Annotated in this window: 25 protein-coding genes and 1 pseudogene; 5 read left to right on the top strand and 21 right to left on the bottom strand. The window is 40.7% G+C overall.

Annotated elements, in window-relative coordinates:
* Window positions 1-8: 8 nt before the first annotated feature.
* The 5 genes from Q8G36_RS14335 to Q8G36_RS14355 form a co-directional block, all read right to left on the bottom strand.
* Complete coding sequence (locus Q8G36_RS14335) at window positions 9-1,160, bottom strand: acyl-CoA dehydrogenase family protein (RefSeq protein WP_305160672.1); 1,152 nt, start codon at window positions 1,158-1,160, stop codon at window positions 9-11.
* Between the two features lie 39 nt (window positions 1,161-1,199).
* A complete protein-coding gene (locus Q8G36_RS14340; RefSeq protein WP_305160673.1) occupies window positions 1,200-2,801 on the bottom strand; it encodes a long-chain-fatty-acid--CoA ligase in 1,602 nt (533 codons plus the stop codon).
* A gap of 334 nt (window positions 2,802-3,135) precedes the next feature.
* Window positions 3,136-5,580: a DNA topoisomerase IV subunit A gene (gene parC, locus Q8G36_RS14345; RefSeq protein ID WP_305160674.1), complete on the bottom strand. Its 2,445-nt coding sequence runs from the start codon at window positions 5,578-5,580 to the stop codon at window positions 3,136-3,138.
* Window positions 5,570-7,555 carry a DNA topoisomerase IV subunit B gene (gene parE, locus Q8G36_RS14350; protein WP_305160675.1) on the bottom strand — a complete coding sequence of 662 codons (1,986 nt, stop codon included), beginning with the start codon at window positions 7,553-7,555 and terminating at the stop codon, window positions 5,570-5,572. Before parE ends, parC begins: the two co-directional genes overlap by 11 nt.
* Window positions 7,556-7,945: 390 nt before the next feature.
* On the bottom strand, window positions 7,946-8,356 hold the full coding sequence (locus Q8G36_RS14355; protein ID WP_305160676.1) for a CoA-binding protein: 411 nt from the start codon (window positions 8,354-8,356) through the stop codon (window positions 7,946-7,948).
* 492 nt (window positions 8,357-8,848) lie between these two features.
* Here Q8G36_RS14355 and plsY point away from each other — a divergent pair, with 492 nt between their 5' ends.
* Window positions 8,849-9,436, top strand: coding sequence for a glycerol-3-phosphate 1-O-acyltransferase PlsY (plsY, locus tag Q8G36_RS14360; protein ID WP_305160677.1), 588 nt, complete (start codon window positions 8,849-8,851; stop codon window positions 9,434-9,436).
* A gap of 110 nt (window positions 9,437-9,546) precedes the next feature.
* Here the strand turns inward: plsY and Q8G36_RS14365 are convergent, their stop codons facing one another.
* Both Q8G36_RS14365 and Q8G36_RS29290 read right to left on the bottom strand, forming a co-directional pair.
* On the bottom strand, window positions 9,547-9,765 hold the full coding sequence (locus Q8G36_RS14365; protein WP_305160678.1) for a hypothetical protein: 219 nt from the start codon (window positions 9,763-9,765) through the stop codon (window positions 9,547-9,549).
* On the bottom strand, window positions 9,725-9,877 hold the full coding sequence (locus Q8G36_RS29290; protein ID WP_370694058.1) for a methyl-accepting chemotaxis protein: 153 nt from the start codon (window positions 9,875-9,877) through the stop codon (window positions 9,725-9,727). Before Q8G36_RS29290 ends, Q8G36_RS14365 begins: the two co-directional genes overlap by 41 nt.
* A gap of 293 nt (window positions 9,878-10,170) precedes the next feature.
* Between Q8G36_RS29290 and Q8G36_RS14370 the strand changes: the two are divergent.
* Window positions 10,171-10,322 (top strand): annotated as a pseudogene (locus Q8G36_RS14370) (YycC family protein).
* 16 nt (window positions 10,323-10,338) lie between these two features.
* Here Q8G36_RS14370 and Q8G36_RS14375 read toward each other — a convergent pair.
* Window positions 10,339-10,620, bottom strand: a complete 282-nt coding sequence (locus Q8G36_RS14375) for a PadR family transcriptional regulator (RefSeq protein WP_305160679.1) — start codon at window positions 10,618-10,620, stop codon at window positions 10,339-10,341.
* 254 nt (window positions 10,621-10,874) lie between these two features.
* On the bottom strand, window positions 10,875-11,363 hold the full coding sequence (locus tag Q8G36_RS14380) for an NUDIX hydrolase (protein WP_305160680.1): 489 nt from the start codon (window positions 11,361-11,363) through the stop codon (window positions 10,875-10,877).
* Between the two features lie 90 nt (window positions 11,364-11,453).
* Here Q8G36_RS14380 and Q8G36_RS14385 point away from each other — a divergent pair, with 90 nt between their 5' ends.
* Window positions 11,454-11,750, top strand: a complete 297-nt coding sequence (locus Q8G36_RS14385) for a HesB/YadR/YfhF family protein (protein WP_098371891.1) — start codon at window positions 11,454-11,456, stop codon at window positions 11,748-11,750.
* Window positions 11,751-11,786: 36 nt separating this feature from the next.
* Here the strand turns inward: Q8G36_RS14385 and Q8G36_RS14390 are convergent, their stop codons facing one another.
* The 7 genes from Q8G36_RS14390 to acnA all read right to left on the bottom strand — a co-directional run bounded on the left by Q8G36_RS14390 (window position 11,787) and on the right by acnA (window position 17,319).
* Window positions 11,787-12,080 (bottom strand): hypothetical protein, encoded by a 294-nt coding sequence (locus tag Q8G36_RS14390; protein ID WP_305160681.1) that lies wholly within the window; start codon window positions 12,078-12,080, stop codon window positions 11,787-11,789.
* Between the two features lie 25 nt (window positions 12,081-12,105).
* Window positions 12,106-12,537, bottom strand: a complete 432-nt coding sequence (locus Q8G36_RS14395) for an acyl-CoA thioesterase (protein WP_137018482.1) — start codon at window positions 12,535-12,537, stop codon at window positions 12,106-12,108.
* 155 nt (window positions 12,538-12,692) lie between these two features.
* A complete protein-coding gene (tlp, locus tag Q8G36_RS14400; RefSeq protein ID WP_305160682.1) occupies window positions 12,693-12,938 on the bottom strand; it encodes a small acid-soluble spore protein Tlp in 246 nt (81 codons plus the stop codon).
* 64 nt (window positions 12,939-13,002) lie between these two features.
* Window positions 13,003-13,146 carry an acid-soluble spore protein N gene (locus Q8G36_RS14405; protein ID WP_057275900.1) on the bottom strand — a complete coding sequence of 48 codons (144 nt, stop codon included), beginning with the start codon at window positions 13,144-13,146 and terminating at the stop codon, window positions 13,003-13,005.
* Between the two features lie 140 nt (window positions 13,147-13,286).
* Complete coding sequence (locus Q8G36_RS14410; RefSeq protein WP_081108788.1) at window positions 13,287-13,415, bottom strand: FbpB family small basic protein; 129 nt, start codon at window positions 13,413-13,415, stop codon at window positions 13,287-13,289.
* Window positions 13,416-13,867: 452 nt separating this feature from the next.
* Window positions 13,868-14,401 (bottom strand): redoxin domain-containing protein, encoded by a 534-nt coding sequence (locus Q8G36_RS14415; RefSeq protein WP_305160683.1) that lies wholly within the window; start codon window positions 14,399-14,401, stop codon window positions 13,868-13,870.
* 206 nt (window positions 14,402-14,607) lie between these two features.
* Window positions 14,608-17,319: an aconitate hydratase AcnA gene (gene acnA / locus Q8G36_RS14420; RefSeq protein ID WP_305160684.1), complete on the bottom strand. Its 2,712-nt coding sequence runs from the start codon at window positions 17,317-17,319 to the stop codon at window positions 14,608-14,610.
* 386 nt (window positions 17,320-17,705) lie between these two features.
* On the opposite strand from acnA, the gene sspO reads away from it, so the two are divergent.
* Window positions 17,706-17,858, top strand: coding sequence for a small acid-soluble spore protein O (sspO, locus tag Q8G36_RS14425; protein ID WP_034312428.1), 153 nt, complete (start codon window positions 17,706-17,708; stop codon window positions 17,856-17,858).
* Between the two features lie 162 nt (window positions 17,859-18,020).
* On the opposite strand, the gene Q8G36_RS14430 is transcribed toward sspO, so the two are convergent.
* Window positions 18,021-18,284: a hypothetical protein gene (locus Q8G36_RS14430; RefSeq protein WP_063233545.1), complete on the bottom strand. Its 264-nt coding sequence runs from the start codon at window positions 18,282-18,284 to the stop codon at window positions 18,021-18,023.
* Between the two features lie 114 nt (window positions 18,285-18,398).
* On the opposite strand from Q8G36_RS14430, the gene Q8G36_RS14435 reads away from it, so the two are divergent.
* On the top strand, window positions 18,399-18,542 hold the full coding sequence (locus tag Q8G36_RS14435) for a small acid-soluble spore protein P (RefSeq protein ID WP_083450736.1): 144 nt from the start codon (window positions 18,399-18,401) through the stop codon (window positions 18,540-18,542).
* Window positions 18,543-18,737: 195 nt separating this feature from the next.
* Here Q8G36_RS14435 and Q8G36_RS14440 read toward each other — a convergent pair whose 3' ends face one another.
* From Q8G36_RS14440 to thiO, 4 genes are read right to left on the bottom strand one after another with little or no spacing between them, the layout of a single operon-like run.
* A complete protein-coding gene (locus tag Q8G36_RS14440) occupies window positions 18,738-19,757 on the bottom strand; it encodes a thiazole biosynthesis adenylyltransferase ThiF (protein ID WP_305160686.1) in 1,020 nt (339 codons plus the stop codon).
* Complete coding sequence (locus Q8G36_RS14445; RefSeq protein ID WP_305160687.1) at window positions 19,754-20,521, bottom strand: thiazole synthase; 768 nt, start codon at window positions 20,519-20,521, stop codon at window positions 19,754-19,756. The genes Q8G36_RS14440 and Q8G36_RS14445 overlap by 4 nt, the downstream gene beginning before the upstream one ends.
* Before the next feature lies 1 nt (window position 20,522).
* Complete coding sequence (gene thiS / locus Q8G36_RS14450; protein ID WP_063233541.1) at window positions 20,523-20,726, bottom strand: sulfur carrier protein ThiS; 204 nt, start codon at window positions 20,724-20,726, stop codon at window positions 20,523-20,525.
* A 14-nt stretch (window positions 20,727-20,740) separates the two neighbouring features.
* The gene (gene thiO / locus Q8G36_RS14455; RefSeq protein WP_305160688.1) at window positions 20,741-21,865 is read right to left on the bottom strand and encodes a glycine oxidase ThiO; all 1,125 of its coding nucleotides are present in this window, start codon (window positions 21,863-21,865) and stop codon (window positions 20,741-20,743) included.

Here is a 21,865-nt window from a genome sequence, read left to right on the forward strand (position 1 = left end):
CAATTAGACTAGTTTTGATATTTTCTCTTCAATTGTCCGGTAATGATATTTTTTTGGATTTCTGACGTGCCTTCATATATTCTAGTGATTCGGGCATCCCGATAGAAACGTTCAACTGGATAATCCTTCATGTATCCCATCCCGCCATGAATCTGAACGGCCTTATCAGCGACACGATTATATACTTCCGAACCATACAACTTAAGCATTGCCGCTTCTTTAATGATTTTTTCTTTCTGATCGACCATCCATGCAACCCGGTATGTGAATGAGCGAAGTGCTTCTATTTCCATTGCCATCTCGGCAATCATATGGGATACGGCTTGATGATCAATGATCGGGACATTAAATTGTTCACGTTCTGTGGCATATTTAGTAGATAGATCGAGCAGGTATTGACAGGACCCCAAATTACGAGCAGCAAGGCCTGCCCGGCCATTTGCAAGGATCTTTAATGCATTTACATACCCTTGTCCAACGTCCCCCAGTATATTTTCAGCCGGAACTTCGCAATCTTCAAAAACCAATTCGGCCGAATGTGAGCCCCGAAGACCCATCTTCCTTTCCAGGCTACCAACTCTAAAACCCGGAAAATCCTTTTCTACTATGAATGAGGTGATTCCTTTCGCCCCTTTATCTTTGTCCGTTACGGCCATAACTGTAAAAATATCTGCTACATCTGCATTCGTTATATAATGCTTAGTCCCATTTAGAATAAATTTATCGCCCTTTTTGACAGCCGTCATTTTGAGATTCGTAGCATGGGACCCCGCTGCAGGCTCAGTTAAAGCAAAAGCGCCAATTCTATTACCGCTTGCCATATCTGGTAGATACTTTTCCTTTTGCATTTCATTGCCCATTTCAACTATCCCTACCGTCCCTATACCGGTGTGAGCTCCAATCAGAGTGGTATATCCATTATGTGTTTTGCCGATTTCCTCATATAAAGCACATTTTCCCACCATCCCGATTCCGAGCCCGCCATACCTTTCCGGGATGCTAAGTCCGAATAGCCCGATTTCCTTCGATAAATTTATAATGGATTCCGGGATATGATCTTCATCCTCTATCTGCATGGAAAATGGATCGATTTGCTCTTCGATAAACTGGCGTATATTTTCTTTTAATAGCAGGATGTCTTCATCTAAGCGAAAGTCCATTTGCATTCCCCTTTATCTGCGAATTGGTTGTTAACGCTTTCATATTTTATCCGAATAAGCGATATGTTTTTCTTGAAGTTTACGTTTTAAGATTTTACCGACCGCCGTCTTCGGAAGTTCACTTTCAAATTTGATTGCTTTTGGGACTTTAAAGGCAGCGAGCTGCTTTCGGCAATAATCCTTCAATTCGTTTTCAGTTATCCTTTCACCTGGTTTTAGAACTACCGCAGCATGTACCGTTTCACCGCGATATTGATCGGGGACGCCAAAGACGGCAGCTTCCAGAACCTTAGGATGGCTGTATAGGATTTCTTCAATTTCAATTGGATAAATATTGAATCCGCCTGCGATGATCATCTCTTTCTTCCGTCCCACAATGTAAAAGAAGCCATCTTCATCCATCTTGGCAATATCACCGGTATGCAGCCATCCGTTTTGAATCGTCTGCCGTGTCTCTTCTGGCATGCCCCAATAACCTTTCATTACCTGTGGACCCTTTATGACCAATTCACCTGGTGTATCAACCAAAAGGGCTGGCTCTCCTGTAATACTGTCAATTATGGCGGCATCTGTATTTTGTATAGGAATCCCGATACTTCCGGGTTTTTGCAGGCCGCTAACTGGATTCCGGTGCGTGACTGGTGACGCCTCGGACAGGCCATAGCCCTCTGCAATCTTTGTTCCGCTCAATTCGTTAAACCTTGACAATACATTCAATGGCAATGGGGACGAACCCGAAACGCAAGATTTCAATGTATGCAAATCAAATGGATGGGACTGGTAATATTGTAATAAAGCAATATACACCGTCGGTACCCCTGGAAATATAGTCGGTTTCATATTATTGATAATATCGATGATCTCCGTCACCTCAAACCGGGATACAAGAATTAATTCCCCTCCATTATAAAACGTCAGGTTCATCCCTGAAGTCATGCCGTAAACATGAAATAATGGGGAAACGCCAAGTACCCTTTCCTTCCCCTTTTGAGTATTGATTCTTGAAGTGGCTGCACTTTGCAGCGTATTGGCTACGATATTTCGATGGGTTAGCATCGCCCCTTTAGAACGCCCTGTCGTTCCTCCTGTATATTGGAGGACGGCGACATCTTCGGCAGGTTCAATCTCCACAGTGAAATCCGCCTCTGTTACTGATAGTAGCTTTTTTGTCATTTCACATTTGCCCTTTTCCAGCGACACGCTCAACACCTTTTCAACATCGGTTTCAGCTATAATGGCTTCAACTATTTGCAATAAATCGTCAAGCACAATGATGTGCCTTGCACCTGAATCTTTCAGGACATGGATTAATTCGTTCGACTTATACATTGGATTGATTTGGACAACAATGGCTCCATTCAAAAGAGTTCCAAAAAACCCAATTGGATATTGGGGACAATTAGGGAGCATAAGAGCCACACGATCTCCCTTTCTAATACCTTCATCAGCAAGCAAGCGGGCACATCTTTTCACTAACTTCCCCAACTCTGAATATGTATACCTTTGCTCCATGAACGTTACCGCTGTTTTATCCGAATATTGTTCAACTGATTGATAAAATAGTTCTGTCAAAGACAATTCTGGAATATCAATCTCTATTGGATTTCCTTGCGGGATATGCTTTTTCCAAGGTCTATCCATTGGTCCTCCCCTTTCTTCATTCAAAAAAATAAAGAAGTCATACTAACAATATGCAAGGAGTGTGCCAAAAATAAATCGTTATGCTACGTAGATTCAATTAATGGTAAAATTCAAAATTGAATTTTTTTCTGCGCTCTTAATAATATTAGGTTCATAATACTAGGATTTAAATTTGACTCAATAAGTCATTTTTGAATTGAGAGATTGCTTTCGTAAAAGTACTCAACTTGTAATGCGGGGCATGTGGATTATATTGTTGAAGGATATAACTGGTCATTTATAGGAAAATAAAACGGGATGCTGATCAATATCAGCATCCCGTTCAAAAAATGATTCACTGCTCAATGGCGGAGTCATCTTCCAATGAAATTTTCCATAATTCTTTCGCTTTTCCACTAACCGTTTCATCAAAAACAAATGATCCATTCGTATATCGATCATGATTTTTTAATGAAGCGGCATGAATCGTTTCAATCGTTCCCTTTTCAGAAAGAATGAATAGACTGTCCGTTTTGTTAATGGTATCAAATCCAATGACCCTATGAGGATTCGATTTCAATTCCCTCAAGACCACGACACCGCGTTTTGCCCGGCTCGTTTTTTCAAACTCGGTTAATTTCATTTTCTTTATGGCCCCGCGCTGTGTAACGATAAAGATCGATTCTTTACTATCCTTGGCCAAAACCTTTCCGCCAATGACATAGTCATCTTCTTTCAAATTAATCCCTTTGACTCCTGCTGCCCGAACACCGACAACACTTACTTCTTCTTCATCAAACCATAAACCATAGCCGTTATGAGTGACTAGGAAAAGGTCAGCCTGTCCATCGGTATGATGGACATCGACCAGTTCATCGTCACCTTTTAAATTGACACCAACCAGCGGTTTTGAATGACGCTGGGCTTTATAGGAAGCTAATTCTGTCTTTTTCACCATACCATTTTTCGTGATGAACACTAAGAATTCCGGCATGGTAAAATCTTTGATTGGAATCGCTTTTATGATTTGTTCTTCCCTGTCGATTGGAATGATGTTCGCGATATGCTGACCGGTTTCCTTCCAGCGAATATCAGGAAGCTGGTGAACTGGACAATAGAGGTAGTTCCCTTTGGATGTGAACAGCAACAGGACATCTGTTGTATTCATCTCCAGCCTCTGGAGCAGGCGATCGGAATCCTTCATGCCAAAATCAAGACCGCCTGATGCAGCATAAGATCGTAACGATGTCCGTTTAACATAGCCTTCTTTCGTCACGGTCACCATCACGTCTTCACTCGCAATCAAGACTTCAAGATTGATTTTGATTTCTTCAATTTCTTTTTCGATTTTGGAACGCCTTCCGTCATCAAAGCCCTTTTTAATGAATCGAAGTTCTTTTTTAATTACTTGAAGAAGAACTTTTTCACTGCCAAGAATCTTTGTCAATTCCTCAATTTTGTTCTTCAATTCCGCAGCCTCTGCTTCAAGTGCTGTAATATCCGTATTCGTCAGCCTATATAACTGCAAAGAGACAATGGCTTCAGCTTGTGCTTCTGTAAAAGTGAATTTAGCAATGAGGTTATCTTTAGCATTCCGTTTGTCTTTAGATGCCCGGATGACAGCGATGACTTCATCTAATATGGATAAAGCCTTCACTAAACCATCGACGATATGTGCCCTGTCATGAGCTTTTTGCAACTCATAACGTGAACGGTTCACGATTACCTCTTTACGGTGTTCGATATATGCATCGAGCATTTTTGGCAGGCTCATCAACGTTGGCCGTTTTTTATAAATCGCGACCATATTGAAATTGTAGGCAATTTGGAGATCGGAATTTTTGTATAAATAATGCAGGACTCCATTTGCATCTGCTTCTTTTTTCAGTTCGATGACAATGCGCAGTCCTGTACGGTCGGTTTCATCCCTTACCTCGGCGATACCTTCCACTTTCCGGTCTAGACGGAACTCATCCATTTTCTTAACAAGGTTGGCTTTATTGACTTCATATGGGATTTCAGTGATGACGATTTGCTGTTTGCCGCCACGAATCGTTTCCACTTCCGCCAACCCGCGAATGATTATTTTCCCTTTACCTGTTTCATAGGCCTTACGAATGCCTTCAATTCCTTGAATGATACCGCCAGTAGGAAAATCCGGCCCTTTAATGACCGTCATTAATTCAGCGACTGTCGCTTCCGGCTTATCGATTCGCATTATGGCAGCATCAATGACTTCACCTAGTTGATGTGGCGGGATTTCAGTGGCATAGCCGGCTGAAATTCCTGTAGAGCCATTTACAAGCAGGTTAGGGAACATTGCAGGCAATACAATAGGCTCTTCTGAAGTATCATCAAAGTTCGGTACAAAATCGACCGTCCTTTTTTCAATATCCCGCAGCATCTCGGAGGCAATCGATGAAAGCCTTGCTTCCGTATACCGCATCGCAGCAGGCGGATCACCATCAATACTGCCATTGTTTCCGTGCATTTGGACCATGACCTTCCGCAGTTTCCAGTCTTGGCTCATCCTAACCATTGCCTCATAAACGGATGAATCTCCGTGAGGGTGATAGTTACCAATTACATTACCGACCGTTTTGGCGGATTTCCTAAATCCTTTTTCCTGAGTATTTCCTTCGACATGCATCGCATACAATATCCTGCGCTGTACCGGTTTTAAACCGTCCCTTGCATCAGGTAGTGCCCGATCTTGGATAATATATTTACTGTAACGCCCGAAACGGTCTCCAATTACCTCTTCAAGCGGCAAATCTCGAAATGTTTCTTCAAATACCATCGTTATTGACCTCCTCTTCAATCGACATATTTTCATTATCTAAAATATTCGATTCCTCTTCGAGACCAAAAGCGACATTGGCTTCAATCCACTTACGGCGCGGTTCAACCTTGTCTCCCATCAATGTTGTCACACGTCTTTCCGCACGGGCACCGTCATCGATCTTCACACGTATCAATGTCCTTGTTTCCGGATTCATGGTGGTATCCCATAATTGATCGGCATTCATCTCACCCAGCCCTTTATAGCGCTGAATCATATAGCCTTTCCCCACCTTGTCTATCGCACCCTGAAGTTCCTCGTCGCTCCAAGCATATTCAATGACTTCTTTCTTCCCGGTCCCTTTGCTCACTTTATATAAAGGGGGCAAGGCAATGTAAACCTTTCCTGACTCTATTAACGGCTTCATATAGCGATAAAAGAAAGTCAGCAGCAGCACTTGGATATGGGCCCCGTCCGTATCGGCATCTGTCATGATGATCACTTTATCATAGTTGGTGTCCGGCGTATTGAACTCCGCCCCGACACCTCCGCCGATGGCATGGATGATCGTATTTATTTCCTCGTTTTTAAAAATATCCGCTAGTTTTGCCTTTTCCGTATTGATAACTTTACCCCGTAATGGCAGTACTGCCTGGAAACGGCGATCTCGCCCTTGTTTAGCGGATCCCCCAGCAGAGTCACCTTCTACAAGATACAATTCATTCCGTTCGGGATTTTTCGATTGAGCTGGTGTTAATTTCCCAGAAAGGATGGCATCGGATTTTTTCCGTTTCTTCCCGCTTCTTGCGTCTTCACGAGCTTTGCGTGCCGCTTCCCTTGCCTGGAACGCTTTAATCGCTTTTTTAACCAATAGGGTACTCGTGGTCGGATCTTCTTCAAAAAAGTAGGCTAAGTGCTCTGATACGATGGAATCGACTGCAGAACGGGCTTCACTGGTTCCAAGCTTGCTCTTGGTTTGTCCTTCGAATTGAAGAAGTTCTTCAGGGATACGTACTGAAATGATTGAAGACAAGCCTTCACGTATATCGGTACCTTCGAGGTTTTTATCTTTTTCCTTTAATAGCCCCATTTTTCTGGCATAATCATTAAATGCCCGTGTCATGGCCGTTTTTGCGCCAATCTCATGGGTGCCTCCGTCTTTTGTGCGAACGTTATTTACAAAGCTTAAAATATTTTCTGAATAACCATCGTTGAATTGAAAGGCGAGTTCGACTTCTATCCCATTTTGTTCCCCTTCTAAGCTGACTACACTATGAAGGGTCTCTTTTTCTTCATTTAAATAATCAACAAACGCTTCAATTCCGTTTTCATAGTGAAAAGTTTCATTATGGTCGTTACGCTCATCCGTCAATTCTATCTTCATGCCTTTTAAAAGAAAAGCTGATTCGCGAAGACGCTCACATAGGATATCATAATTAAAAGTCGTCACCGAAAATATTTTTGGATCGGGCTTGAAGTGGATTTTCGTCCCAGCTTGATTAGTTTTACCGATTTTCTCCAGTGTGGTTTCTGGCTTTCCGCCATTGAAAAAACGTTGTTCGTAAATGAACCCGTCCCTTTTGATCGTCACGACAAGCCATTCAGACAACGCGTTAACGACCGAAGCACCGACTCCATGAAGGCCTCCACTCGTTTTATATCCGCCTTGTCCAAATTTCCCTCCAGCATGAAGAATCGTCAAAATGACTTCAGGCGTCGGTTTACCCAATTTATGCATGCCAATAGGCATTCCGCGCCCTTTATCTGACACACTTACACTGTTGTCTTTATGTATTTTCACACTAATTTGGTCTCCATATCCAGCTAAAGCCTCATCTACGGAGTTATCTACAATCTCGTACACTAAATGATGAAGTCCGCGTGCATCAGTACTGCCGATATACATACCGGGACGTTTTCTGACCGCTTCGAGTCCTTCCAGTACCTGAATTGCATCATCATTGTACTCGATTGTTTTTACTTTCTTTGCCACAGAAATTCCCCTTTCCTTACTAAACACAATTTCCGGGCCAAATCATACTGCAATGAAATGACTCACTAGCTTAACAAATACATTCATACGTTAATATCATATAAAAAGTATAATACTTTCATGAACAAAGAACAAGTGTTCTATTTTTTTCCGTCCCTTTAATTAGCGTTAGCACCTTTGATTGGAACATGAAAACGTATCATAGCTACCATTCTAATTGTAGCGGTAAATTTTCATTTGGCAAATATACTTTTATTATTTTAATCAAATTAAGCTTTAATCGCTTAAATTTGCCCTACCGCGCAATGCCCGCCATGTCGCATTTTAGTTTTTCTCTGAGTTGAGGTACAGTGATACCTTAAAAAAAGAGCGGAAGTTCCGCTCTTCATTTTACTTAGTAAGCGCGTGTTCGACTTTTATGCATCGATTCATGATGACAGTAAATCCTTTTTCTTTCAAAAAATTATAGGCTTCTTCATTTTCCACCCCTAGCTGCGCCCAAAAGATATCTGCATCGATTTCTGCAAATTCCTTGGCGATCTCCGGAAGGAACTCTGAACGGCGGAAAACATTGACGATATCGACGTGCCCTTCAATATCTTTCAGGGCTTTTACTGCCTTGACACCCAGCACTTCAGATACTGCAGGGTTTACCGGGATGATTTCATAACCGCTTTCCTGCATGGCCTTTGAAACCATATAAGAAGTTCGCTCAGGGTTATTTGATAAACCTACGACAGCGATGCGCTTCGATTTTTTCAACATCTTACCCATTTCTTCTCTGCTTGGATTTTCTATCATTCTTTTCAATCCCCTTTATAATAAAGTGTAATATTTGAATAAAGAGTATTCCTTAACAAAGGTATTTTACAGAGAAAAGCTGTTTATTACCATTATTAAGAAAAACCATTATACAAGAAAGAATAAGTTTCGAAAAGGGCATGACCCACTTAACAGTCTTTATGTTCTTACAGACTGCCACGTAATGTAACAATTTATACAAGAGAGGCACCTTTTATATTTACGAAAATCATGAAGGCTAAACCTTTCACCCTTCATGAACTTAACGTATATCAAAAGATGTAAGTTCATCAAGAAAAATTCATTTTTTCAGTGGATTTTTTTTTGGACAGCCGTACCATTTTGTCACGAAAATGTTACAATAAGAGAAGCTAAACAGGTATTTTAAGGCTGTTTTCAGCTATTTCTACACGTTTATTTTTGAAAAAGGGAACAATCGCCCCTTAAACATGTTAAAAAAAGAAGATTTTTCTTTAAAGAAAGGGTAATAGAATGCTTACATTTATCACTATACTGGCTGCCTACCTGATCGGTTCGATTCCTTCCGGTTTAATAATTGGCAAAACATTTTACAAAATCGACATCCGGGAGCATGGCAGTAAAAATCTAGGCGGGACAAATACCTTCAGGACACTTGGTGTCAAGGCAGGGCTTACCGTTACTATCATGGATATACTTAAAGGTACCCTAGCAACTTTTCTGCCGTATATGCTAGGCGTGGAAATGAATTTATTGCTAGCCGGAGTTTTTGCGGTCATCGGTCATATGTTTCCCATTTTCGCAAACTTTCGGGGCGGTAAAGCTGTGGCAACTTCTGCTGGTGTCATTCTTGCATATGAACCATTGTTTTTTGTTTTTGCCGTTTTCATATTCTTCATATCCTTATACATATCCAAATATGTCTCGCTTTCTTCCATGATTGCTTGTCTACTTGCTCTCATCTATAGTTTAGTGTTTCATACTGATGATCTGCCTCTCATTATTGTAATCGGTATATTAACGATTTTCATTTTTTACCGGCATCGCGCAAACATCAAGCGGATTATCGATAAAACTGAACCGAAAATAAAGTGGTTGTAAGACCATGCGCATCTCTAAGTGAAAATAGGCCCGTATGCATGGGCCTATTTTCCATTCTTCAATTCATTTGCCGTGTTATTCAGGATACCGGCATGCCTCGAAACCTCTTTTCAGTAGCGTTTCCGATTTCCTGGATGATTGAGACTAATCCCTGAGTTGTCATTTCCATTTCTGCAAAATCCCGTAATATTCCCTTTGATAACTCCGATTATTCCATTAAAAGAATTTTCTGTTAACTCCATTTCTTTCTCGCCTGCTTGAACCACTTCCTTGACCCTTAGGACATAATCAACAACCTCTTTCGTCATTTGATGTTTGCACGATTGCATCTATTTCAGCTATCGATTTTTTTGTCTGTTCAGCCAGTTTGTCCTTATTCGAAACAACCGCTAATCTATTACCATATTCACCTGCCCGTGCTGCCTCGATGGCTGAGTTCAATGATAGTAAATTTGTCTGGTCGGCTACTCCCTGTACAAATCTTTATATCCATTTAATTGAAAATAAATCAGATTATCCATAAGATGTGATTCATTTAGACTATATATATTTTTATTCTGGCCTCATTGCAATTCTTTTGTCAAGGAAAAGGACCTAGAATGTTTCACATTAACTTCCCATCAAAAGAATAGTATTGATTTCATTTAATGGAGAAATGGACAAGTAAGGATTGAATAATTGTAGAACAGAGGCTACACTGGAACTAGTTATTAATATCGATAGGAGAAAGTGCCATGAAGCCATTGCAAATATCACCGGAGAAACCGCATTAAAGTTATCCAAGTCACTAAACTTGCCTTTAGAGCAAATCATGCATATGCCTACACCCGTCTTGCTAAGAAAGCTTGCCGAGGCTGAAGCAAAAGAAAAAGACAATACAAAATAGCTGCAGGAATCTGCAGCTATTTTTGTGTGTGCTCATATGTGTGTGAAACGACCTTACGGATTATATCTTGAAAGGCGTTCCATTCATCCCATTGATCTTGAAACTGAGCAATACCCACTTTCGCATAATAATATTTCCTTTTCGGTCCTTCTAAGGAATCTTGCCAGTAACTATTTAAATACTCTTTCTCTTCCAGCCTTTTTAAAGCTGTATATAACATGCCTTCTTTATAATGTAAATAACCATCACTTAACTGTTTGAGCTGTTTGAGCTGTTCGATCATCTCATACCCATACATATCCTATTGAGACAATAATGAAAGCAACACCATTCCCGTACTTCCTTTTAACAACTCCGTTTTCCGCACAAATCAGCAGCCCCTCTTTATAAGGAAATTAATTAGATGGCATTTCGCTTTTTATCTTCACAATATATAATTTTCAGAAACCTGTTTCCCTCATTAAATATACCAATATTCCGAATATCCTTCTACCGCTTTGTGATTTTCACTCAGGAATCTAAATAGGCAAAAAAACCGCACATGGGCGGTTATCAATTGGTGAAAGTCAATTCTTTGGCCAAATCAGGCAACGGCCTCTTTTTGACTGATATTAATTGTTCATTTTCATAGGTACAAGCAAATTCTAGTGGTGGTTCATCCTGTAATATTTCTTTTAGATAATACTTTATGTTGGACACAACTTCATTTGCTTCCATAACCCATTGATATGGCTTCCAGGCAAGTTCTCCTTCATCACAGGTAGATAGCCCGCCCCCTGCATCTTCGGCTCGGTAAACATACATTCCACCCGTTTGATTCCATGTCACGATCCCTCGAAAGGCCATCCCCCTTACCTTCAATCCAGTTTCTTCAAGAATTTCGCGTTCCATCGATTCATCAATGGTTTCACCTTGTTCTATTTTCCCGCCTATACCATTCCATTTATGCCTATTCGGATTCTTTTGGCGAAATAGCATCAACACTTCGACTTCGTTAAATCTTTTTCGAGTTATGAAACAAATATTATATATAATATCCATGGTTGTTTCCTTTCTTAAACGCACATTATTCGCATCTACTTCATAATTACTTTATACTTAAATAACGAACTTCTAGGAAGGAGAATTAATATGAAACTGACCATTTCCGATCAAGCAGCTAAGTGGTATATTGACGAGCTGGGGCTTCAAGAAGGCTCTCATTTGCGCTTTTATGTAAGATATGGCGGGCATAGTACCGTTCAAAGCGGCTTTTCATTAGGTATCATGCAAGAAGAACCTGAAACTGCAGCAGCCGTAACCACTATGAATGAGATTAATTTTTATGTAGAAGAAAAGGATTTATGGTACTTTGATGATCACGATTTACTGATTACTTTTAATGAAAAACTGACTGAACCTGAATTTCACTATGAAAAGAGTGCTTGACAATAAAGCAGCGGTGTAAACTGCTGTTTTTCTTATTCAATCGAGCAGGCGCTCTTTAATATCTTCCGCCCTAAGAATTTCCGCTTGCTTATCCCCTAAAAGATCGAAATGAGAATAGCCATCCTTCCTGTGATGAATCCACTCTTTTTTAAGCCCGTATTGCTTACCCCACTCCGATAAACGCCGTAAATCATTACACCCCACTTTTGTAACCGTCTTGCAACCAGGAAATCGGTCATCCAGCCAATAATGAGTTAAAAAAGCTATTTGGCCTTGATCGATTTTCTGCTTCCAGGCCACTACGTCTACCCGTTTAATCCCAAAAGCCATATCTTGTTCACCTCAATAATTGTAATTAAACCAATTCATCCTGCTTTTTATTTTTCTCATACGCCTCATGCCATTCAGGATACATGCGTTTAATGGATATCGGGCGAAAGCTCTCCTTTTTAACGCAAACGTGGGAAGAATGACCTGTGGCCGCCACTTCATTTTTTCCATTAACGATTTCATATCCATAAATGACCCGTAAGCCGTCATACTTTTCAATCCAAGTTTTAACTTTTACCTTATCACCATATCTAACAGGGGTTTTATATGAAGCTTGAATATCCATAACAGGTGAGAGGATGCCATCCGCTTCCATATCAGCATAATAAAATCCTAAATCATTTATCAATTTTGTCCTGCCTAGTTCCATCCATATAAAATAATTCGCATGGTATACAACACCCATTTGATCTGTCTCTGCATACCGCACTTCAATTTCATTTTCAGCTATGAACATTTTGTTTCCCCACTTTCATTTCTATTGCAATAAACATTTTACCATAACAATTGTGCAAATTTCATTTAAGCTGTCTTGTTGACTGCTTCCCTGCCATGATCCCTAAAAAAAAGGAGAAAGAGTTTCTCGCCTCTTTCTCCCCTTTACCTAGTTGGTTAAATATTATCGTTACTATAACCGCTTTCCCGTGCTTCTTGCTCATCTTGCATTTCTTCCTTCATTCCATCAATGCTCTTTCTTCTTCGGTCATTTTTGGCCTTAATTGCCTCTTTTTCCGTCCCTGAAGAGAATGATAACGTTTCATTTGCCGCGATTATGTTTTCTTCTGTATTTTGAATCGCATCCTGAATTTTTTCAACATTATCCAAACGGTTATCCGGATTGTGCTTATTTGTGCCCATTAATTTCACCTCATGTTATTTTGTTTACATAATATTATTACGATTACTTTATTAAACCCCTTGATTACTCACCTTTAGTTTGAATGACTTGAGGATGTTTCCCTGATTTGTCCTGCATTTTCTTCCCGTTATTGCCACCCGCTGCTATTGGTTGTGTCCCTAGATGGCTCGGTCTAAAGTGTTTGGAATCTTTTTTGGGATTACCCATTCTATCGCCTCCTCTTCTTATCATGGATATAAAAGACGAAATTCATGAATGCCAGTTTTTGAAAAAGTCATGAAAAAAGAGCCAGCGCTTTGAAGGGACCTTCATGGCACTGGCTCTTTTGGAAAAATCTTTTGCAAAACCTATTCAGCCTTTTGCATATGTTTTTTTTCAAGACGTTCCTCAAGTCTTTCCATTTGTTTAACGTCCATCAATAATTCCTTTTTGTTTTCTTTAATTAATTCTTCAAATGTCCTTTTTCTTTTTTTCATGCTTTTCACCTACTTATTTTTAATATACTATTCAGTATTGCCGAATTAACGTAAAATTATGACTATATGGTTTCCATCCCTATAATTGTCATAATTATCAGATTTTTAACCTGATAAAAATTCCATTTCTCCACTCTATATACTTTAACCCTTTTTTCATGAACATTGACCATATTTTTTAAATTTTTTTGATTTTTCCATTAATTTTTGACAACTTTGTTACAATAAAACGGAACCTCATAAAGGTTCCGTTTTATTGTATTCATATTTCGGAGAAAACCAATTTACCTACAGTTAAAAACCGTTCCCGTTGTTTTCATAAATCCGCTCCCTTTCCGTCGACTGTCTTCCAAGCCTTCTTGACGCAAGCGTCTTCGGGGTCTCGACTAGCAGTTTTTCGGCAGGAATGTGGCAAATTTCTTCAATACTGATGGAACTTCATAAAGGTTCCCCTACTGCATACTATTTATATTTCGTTCCATATCTTGTAGTTGCATGGCTGATATTACCTTATTCCTGATAACGCCTTCTTTGTCGATGAAATAAGTTGTTGGTATGCTAAGAATCTTGTAGCGCTCATTCACTGGATTTTTGGCACTTTGACTGTCCAGCGGAATGGTAAAAGTAATTCCATTATCGTCTACAAAGGATTGTACATCATTTTCAGGGTCAATATTGACAGCAAGTACGACGACATCATCACCCGCTTGCTGTGTATATTTCTCCATATCCGGCATTTCCTTCTTGCAAGGCGGACACCACGTGGCCCAAAAATTCAGCATTACCTTTTTACCCTTATAATCAGATAATTCAACTTGTTTCCCATCCAAAGTTTTCAGGGAGAAATTCGGTGCTTTAGCTCCAATTTTCAATCCGCCCAAAGCATCTTTTTCGTCATTTTTCTTTGATTCATTATCCATAGCCTGCACGATCGCTACAGTAATAAGTGACAGTAAGGCCACCGAAGCAATAATTTTTTTAAGCATACTCGTCCCCCTAGTCCCATTACAATAAAAATATTAGTCCATTTCCAGAAATAGAACAACTTCCCTATTCCATCTTAACAATAAAAGGACATCCGGAAAAGTGTAATTCCTTTAAATCATATCATGATATCACTTTGATTCATAAACTTGACACAAAAAAAGCGGTAAACCTGACAAGTAGGTTTACCGCTTCCTAAAAGCTGAAATTAGCCTTTTAATTTATTACGTAATACCATTTGAAGGATACCACCGTGACGGTAGTAGTCGATTTCGATTTCGGAATCGAAACGAACAAGTACATCAAATTCTTTTACGTTTCCAGCTTCATCAGTAGCTGTAACTGTTACGATATCACGCGGTTTAACTGTTTCGTCGATTTTAACTGCGATCGCTTCTTTACCAGTTAATCCAAGCGTTTCAGCGTTTTCGCCTTCTTTGAATTGAAGTGGAAGAACACCCATTAATGCAAGGTTAGAACGGTGAATACGTTCAAAGCTTTCAGCGATGACTGTTTTGATGCCAAGAAGGTTAGTACCTTTCGCAGCCCAGTCACGAGAGCTTCCCATACCATAGTCTTTACCAGCGATGACTGCAAGACCTGTTCCATCAGCTTTGTATTTCATACAAGCATCATAGATAGCCATTACATCGCCTGTAGGCCAGTAAGTTGTGTATCCACCTTCTGTACCTGGAGCAACTTGGTTACGGATACGGATGTTTGCGAACGTTCCGCGCATCATCGCTTCATGGTTACCACGACGAGAACCATAAGAGTTAAAGTCACGCGGTTTCACACCGTTTTCACGAAGGTAGATACCAGCTGGTGTATCTTTACCGATTGCACCTGCAGGAGAAATGTGGTCAGTTGTAACTGAGTCACCGAATTTACCAACTACACGCAAGCCCGAAAGTGGGTTAACTGAACCAGGTTCTGGTGATAATCCTTCAAAGAATGGAGGATTTTGAATGTATGTTGATTTAGAATCGAAAGCATAAATCGCTTCGTTGCTAGTTTGGATTTCGTTCCAACGTTTGTTATCGTTGAATACCGTTTCGTATTCTTTACGGAATAACTCAGGTGTAACCGTTGCTTTAACAGCAGCGTTAACTTCTTCTTGTGATGGCCAGATATCAGCAAGATATACATCGTTACCATCTTTGTCTTTACCAAGTGAATCGTTGTTTAGGTCAAAGTCCACAGTTCCAGCAAGAGCATAAGCTACAACCAAAGTAGGTGAAGCAAGGTAGTTTGCTTTCACAAGTGGGTGAATACGCCCTTCAAAGTTACGGTTACCCGAAAGTACTGATGTTACCAGTAGATCTGCTTCAGCAACAGCTGCTTCGATTTCGTCAGCCAATGGACCTGAGTTACCGATACATGTAGTACAACCGTATCCAACTACGTTGAATCCTAATTGGTCAAGGTATGGTTGAAGGCCAGCATCACGAAGGTAACCAGTAACAACTTTAGAACCTGGTGCCAAAGATGTTTTTACATAATCTGGAACAGTCAAGCCTTTTTCAACTGCTTTTTTAGCAATTAGACCCGCTCCAAGCATTACATATGGGTTAGAAGTGTTCGTACAGCTTGTGATTGCAGCAATTGCAATCGCACCTGTTTTCATTACCGTTTCTTTACCATCGGCAAATTTAACAGTTACTTCTTTATCCAATTCAGAATTATCCATGCCAAAACCTTGGTTGCCCATAGGTGCGTTGATAGCCTCATGGAAAGATTTTTTCATTTGAGAAAGTGGAATCAAATCTTGCGGGCGTTTAGGGCCTGAAAGGTTTGGTTCAATTGCTGAAAGGTCGATTTCCACAACATCATTGTATGCTGGATCTTCGTTTTCAGGAGAGTAGAACAATCCATTTTCTTTGCAGTATGATTCAACCACTTTAATTTGTTTTTCATCACGGCCTGTTAAGCGCATGTAATCGATCGCTTCTGCATCAACAGGGAAGAAACCAACTGTTGCACCGTATTCAGGAGCCATGTTAGCGATTGTTGCACGGTCAGCAAGTGGAAGGTATCCTACTCCTGGGCCGTAGAACTCGACAAATTTACCAACTACGCCGTGTGCACGAAGAACTTGTGTTACTTTCAATGCAAGGTCAGTAGCTGTTGTACCTTTAGGAAGTTGGCCAGTCAGTTTAACACCGACCACTTTTGGAACTGGGAAGTAAGAAGGCTGTCCAAGCATGCCTGCTTCTGCTTCGATACCGCCGACACCCCAACCAAGAACACCAATACCGTTGATCATTGTAGTATGTGAATCTGTACCGAAAACAGAATCCGGGAATACTTCGAAGTCGCCGTTTGGAGTTTCAACAGCATGAACTACGTTCGCAAGGTACTCTAGGTTAACTTGGTGAACGATACCAGTTGCCGGTGGAACTGCACGATAGTTGTTGAATGATTTTTGAGCCCAGCTTAGGAACTGGTAACGCTCTGCATTACGTTCGAATTCAAGATCCATATTGGCATCAAGGGAATCCATTGTACCAGCTTTATCAACTTGTACAGAGTGGTCAATTACAAGGTCAACCGGGATTTCCGGGTTGATTTTGTCAGGATCTCCACCAAGTGCTGCGAATGCATTACGTAAAGAAGCTAAATCAACAACAACTGGAACACCAGTGAAATCTTGTAGGATTACACGAGAAGGCTTGAACGGAACATCTATATCTTGTTGCTCGCTTGTTCCCCATTTAGCAAGGTTCGCAACGTGTTCTTTTGTGATTACTCTTCCGTCTACTTGGCGAAGTACCGCTTCAAGTAATACTTTAATGGAATATGGAAGGCGTGATACTTTGCCATCCCCTGCTTTTTCAATAGCGTCTAGGCTGTAGTAGTTGTAGCGTTCCCCTTCAATTTCAAAGGACTTACGCGCTTGGTATACGTCATTTTTCGTCATGAATATTACCCCCTATTAAACTGTCAGAACTTATTCTGCACATAAAAGTAAAACCTGGTTCACTGAAACCATGTTTACCATAAATATAAGTAAAAAAGTTAGTTTGTCGAATTTTCTCTCTCTTCTCCCACCCTAACTCTTCCTTCAACTTAATACTAATATAGAAATGAGTATAAGTAAATAACAAGAAAGTTATTGTTTTTGATAAGTTTCTCTTATAGAAAAAAATCCCCCACATATTAAAGTTCATTTAGGAAGCCTTGCTGATAGGCATTTTATTGAAAATACCCCCATTTTGTGGCCTGATAAATTATTCCAGCAAAACATATTAGTACTTCATACATAATCATTCGACATTATCGCATTCTATGGGTGGAGGTGTCGAAATGACAAAACAAAAGGCAAATCATGTTATACCTGGTATGAATGCTGCAAAAGCGCAAGGTAATGGAGCCGGATACAATGATGAACTGGGAAATGAACCGCCATTATCTGAAATGCAAAGGCAAAATAATAAAAAAAGAAAGAAAAACCAATGATTTCCCTCATTTCTAGGCTTTAAATAGGATAGGCTTTTTGAAATGGCAATTGTATTGCATTTTTCAAAAAGCCTATTCCATTCTAAAATCAGGAAACGCACAAGTAAAACGCGCAAAACTCACGAGTAAGGCGCATGAGCTCACGACGATAGAACCTGTCACTCAATAGTCCTCTGAATTGACCTCATTGACGATTGCCTGAATATCCTGTTCGAATTTTTTCAATTGTTCTTTCTGATGTTCGGAAGCGGTGATTAAAGCAGATTGTATTTGCTGATAGGCCTCGTTCACTTCCTGCTTCACATGTTTCAATTCCGTTCCGTAATTCGGTGCGTTCTTTTCAATGGATGAGTATACATCAAATACCTGTTGATAACTTTGCTGGGCTTCCTGGAAAGTCCTTCGCTTATCTTGTTTATCCTGCATTTGGGTTCAGCTCCTTAATTAGTGTCCATCCATAGCATGTACGAGGTTTGCAAATATATGTATGTGAATAAAATTTCACGGACTGATTATCTTAAGAGATAGGAGGGATCGCACATGAACAAAAATGATGGTAAAGATATTCGAAAAAATGCTCCTAAAGGAAATAACCCAGGTCAACCTGCACCGTTAAGCGGTTCTCATAAGGTGAAAAACAGACAGCACTCCCGTCAGAAGCATAATAGCAGTCATGATATGTAGGCTGCTTATATAATCGTTCCATAACAAAGCGGTGCCGCCCTGAAAAGGCAGACACCGCTTTCGTTTTATATTTGTGAAGCAAATAAGTCACATGAAGAATGTTCGATACCTTCCTATTATATGGGCATCTTTTTTGGCACCTCTTTATCGGGTTTAAACGTTTCAAGTCCGTGCCATTCCATTTTTCCATACAATTCAGCCAAAATAACGATGATATAACGTTTTTGCTTCCGCAATATCTTTTGTTCCATGAATCAACGCCCGCCCATCTTTAAAAACGACCAACCGATGGGTTCCGATAGTAAATGAAAGTAAATAAGGATTCCTAACAACCTTACCACCTTGTGCAAGAAGATTGTTTTCGAGTTCCGCTAAGTCTCTATCAAGAGTCCACGCCGGCCGAATCTGGACAGAATCCCTTCCGCATAAAACGGCTGTCTTTGTTCGATTAGAATAGGAGAGGTGGGGATACGTTCGATTTGACCCACATGACAAACAAGTATCTTTTTTTAATTGAGCTACATTTATAGATGAATGTTCATTTTTCCAAAGATCAAATGAAACGATTTTGTTTCTTAGTGACTCATAATCCTCTACAAGGATCTTTAATGCTTCCGTCATTTGATGGGCAACGACCGTTTGAACAGCAGGGCTGATGATTCCTGCCGTATCACATGTCAGTCCTCCCATTGGAACCGTTTCAAGCAAACAATTCAAACATGGGGTCACCCCTGGAATCACCGTGAAACTTATCCCATAACTCCCAACACAGGCCCCGTAAATCCAGGGTATTTTATATTTTTGCGCAGTATCATTAATAAGCATCCTGGTATCGAAGTTATCAGTGGCATCCAATATTAAATCCACGCCTTCAACAAGCTTCGCCAGTTCATCAACCGAAACATCCGCCACATGCGATTCTACGATAACGTCCGAATTCAGCGCATTCAAACGATTCTTAGCTGCCACTGCTTTCGGTATTCTTTTTAGTGCATCTTCTTCACAATAAAGCTGTTGTCTTTGAAGGTTGCTCCACTCTACATAATCTCTATCCACAATGGTGAGTTTCCCAATTCCTGCTCGTACAAGGCCTTCCGCACTTCCCGTACCGAGAGCACCCGCTCCAATCACCAAAACGTGTTTTTTGCGAATTTTCAATTGCCCTTCTTCCCCTATAGGGCCAAAAAGTTCTTGACGTGAATACCGTTCATTCATCCAATGCTCAATCCTTCAACTGGGCTGCTTGCTATCGCGTAATCATTTTTTTCGATTCTTCCTGCTTCATACCCTAGTCGACCTGCCTCAATGGCAAGTTTCATTGCTTTCGCCATTTTGACGGGGTCTTTTGCTCCGGAAACAGCAGTGTTAAGCAATACGCCATCCGCCCCTAATTCCATGGCGATTGCCGCATCAGAGGGCGTTCCAATCCCTGCATCAACAATTACTGGAACCTCTGATTGTTCCATGATGAATCGTAGGTTCAGTGGGTTTATAATGCCTTGACCAGAGCCAATTGGTGAAGCTCCAGGCATGATTGCATGGCACCCCACTTCTTCCAGGCGTTTTGCGAGCAACACATCATCCGAAGTATAGGGTAAAACGGTGAATCCCAGTTTCACTAATTCCTCAGCAGCTTTTAAGGTTTCAATCGGATCAGGCAGCAGTGTTTTTTGACAGCCGATGACTTCTACCTTAATCATGTCACATAAGCCAGATGCCTTTGCAAGATGGGCTATGCGCACTGCTTCTTTGGCTGTTTTAGCTCCTGCTGTATTGGGAAGGAGTGTGTATTTTTTCAAATCAAGCTTTTCTAAAAAATTGGGCTGACTGGCTTCAAAAATGTTCATTCTCCGGACCGCAAATGTTAATATTTCCGTCTCCGAAACCTCCACTGATTCCTTTTGAACATCGAAGTTTGGATATTTTCCAGTACCTAATAATAATCTTGAAGAAAATTCATAAGAACCAATCTTTAACATATCATCCGCCTCCTACAAAATGTACAATCTCTACCTTGTCTCCATTTGACAAAAGTGTTTCACTTAGACTTTCTTTTGCTAATATTTCATCATTCAATTCAACAATCACTACTTTTTGATGTAAATTAAAGTGTTGCAACAGCCCTGTAACTGTTGATTCATCAGCAGGAATCCGTATTTTTTCCCCATTAATAATCAATTCCAATTCATCCACCTCCATTAAGAAAAAAGGGTCTGTTTCGAACGATCCAATCGAAAGGCGGACCATTCGGGATTTGTCTTCCTTTCTAAAATATCAGCTATAAGTACACCTGTAATTGGAGAAAGCAGGATGCCATTCCTGTAGTGCCCCGTTGCAATGAAAAGTCCTTTGCATGCTGGATGTTCACCAAAGTACGGCAAGCCATCCCCAGTTTGGGGGCGTATACCTGCCCATGTCTTTTCCAATTCGGCTCCTTTAATCGCCGGAAGCAATTGCGTTGCCTTTTCTATTAACGTAGATATCCCGTCAAGACTTACCTTTTGATCGAAAGTGTTGGCTTTAACCGTTGCCCCGACAATGATTCTTCCGCCAACTTTGGGCACAAGATAGCAGCCATGTGAGAAGATTGTCTTTTCAAGCAATGGACGCTCGGTCAAGACGGAAAAGCACTCTCCCTTTACTGGATAACTGTCGAGTCTCATCCCTGATTTTTCAAGGAGGAAAGCACTCCAAGCCCCACCGGCTACGATGACATTTTCACTTGAAAATCCACCTATGTTCGTAACCACTCCCGTTACACATCCGTTTTCCGTAACTAAATCGGAGACATGAACAAATTCCTTTATATCTACACCAAGGGCGGCTGCAGATTCAGTAAAAGCGAGCGACAGCCTAGTGGCTGAAACTTGTCCATCCTTCGGAATGAACATGGCTCCCTTAATCTCATCCGATAGAAGCGGTTCCGTTTTCCTCATTTCGGCAGTCGATAGCCATTCAGCCTCAAGTCCCGCATCTTGCTGGCCTCTGATCATGTTCTTCAACTCGGCTACCTGATCATTCGTTAGCGCCACCTTAAACATGCCCTTGTTCACTAATTCGATGTCTATTCCACTTATGTCTTTTAATTCTTCCGACAGTGCAGGAAACATCCCCCTGCTTCGGCTTGCCAATGTAAAAAGCGGGTTATCAGCATCTAACTCGGCTTGTGCCCCTAACATCCCGGCTGCAGCACTGGATGCTTTACTGGCAAGTCTATCTTTTTCCAATAAAAGGACCTTTTTACCTCGTTTGGCTAATTGAAAAGCAATGGATCCACCTATTACTCCTCCCCCAACAATGATTGCATCATATATGGAATTCAT

This window comes from Peribacillus frigoritolerans (genome assembly GCF_030676415.1).
In the GTDB taxonomy this organism is placed as follows: Bacteria; Bacillota; Bacilli; order Bacillales; family DSM-1321; genus Peribacillus; species Peribacillus frigoritolerans_A.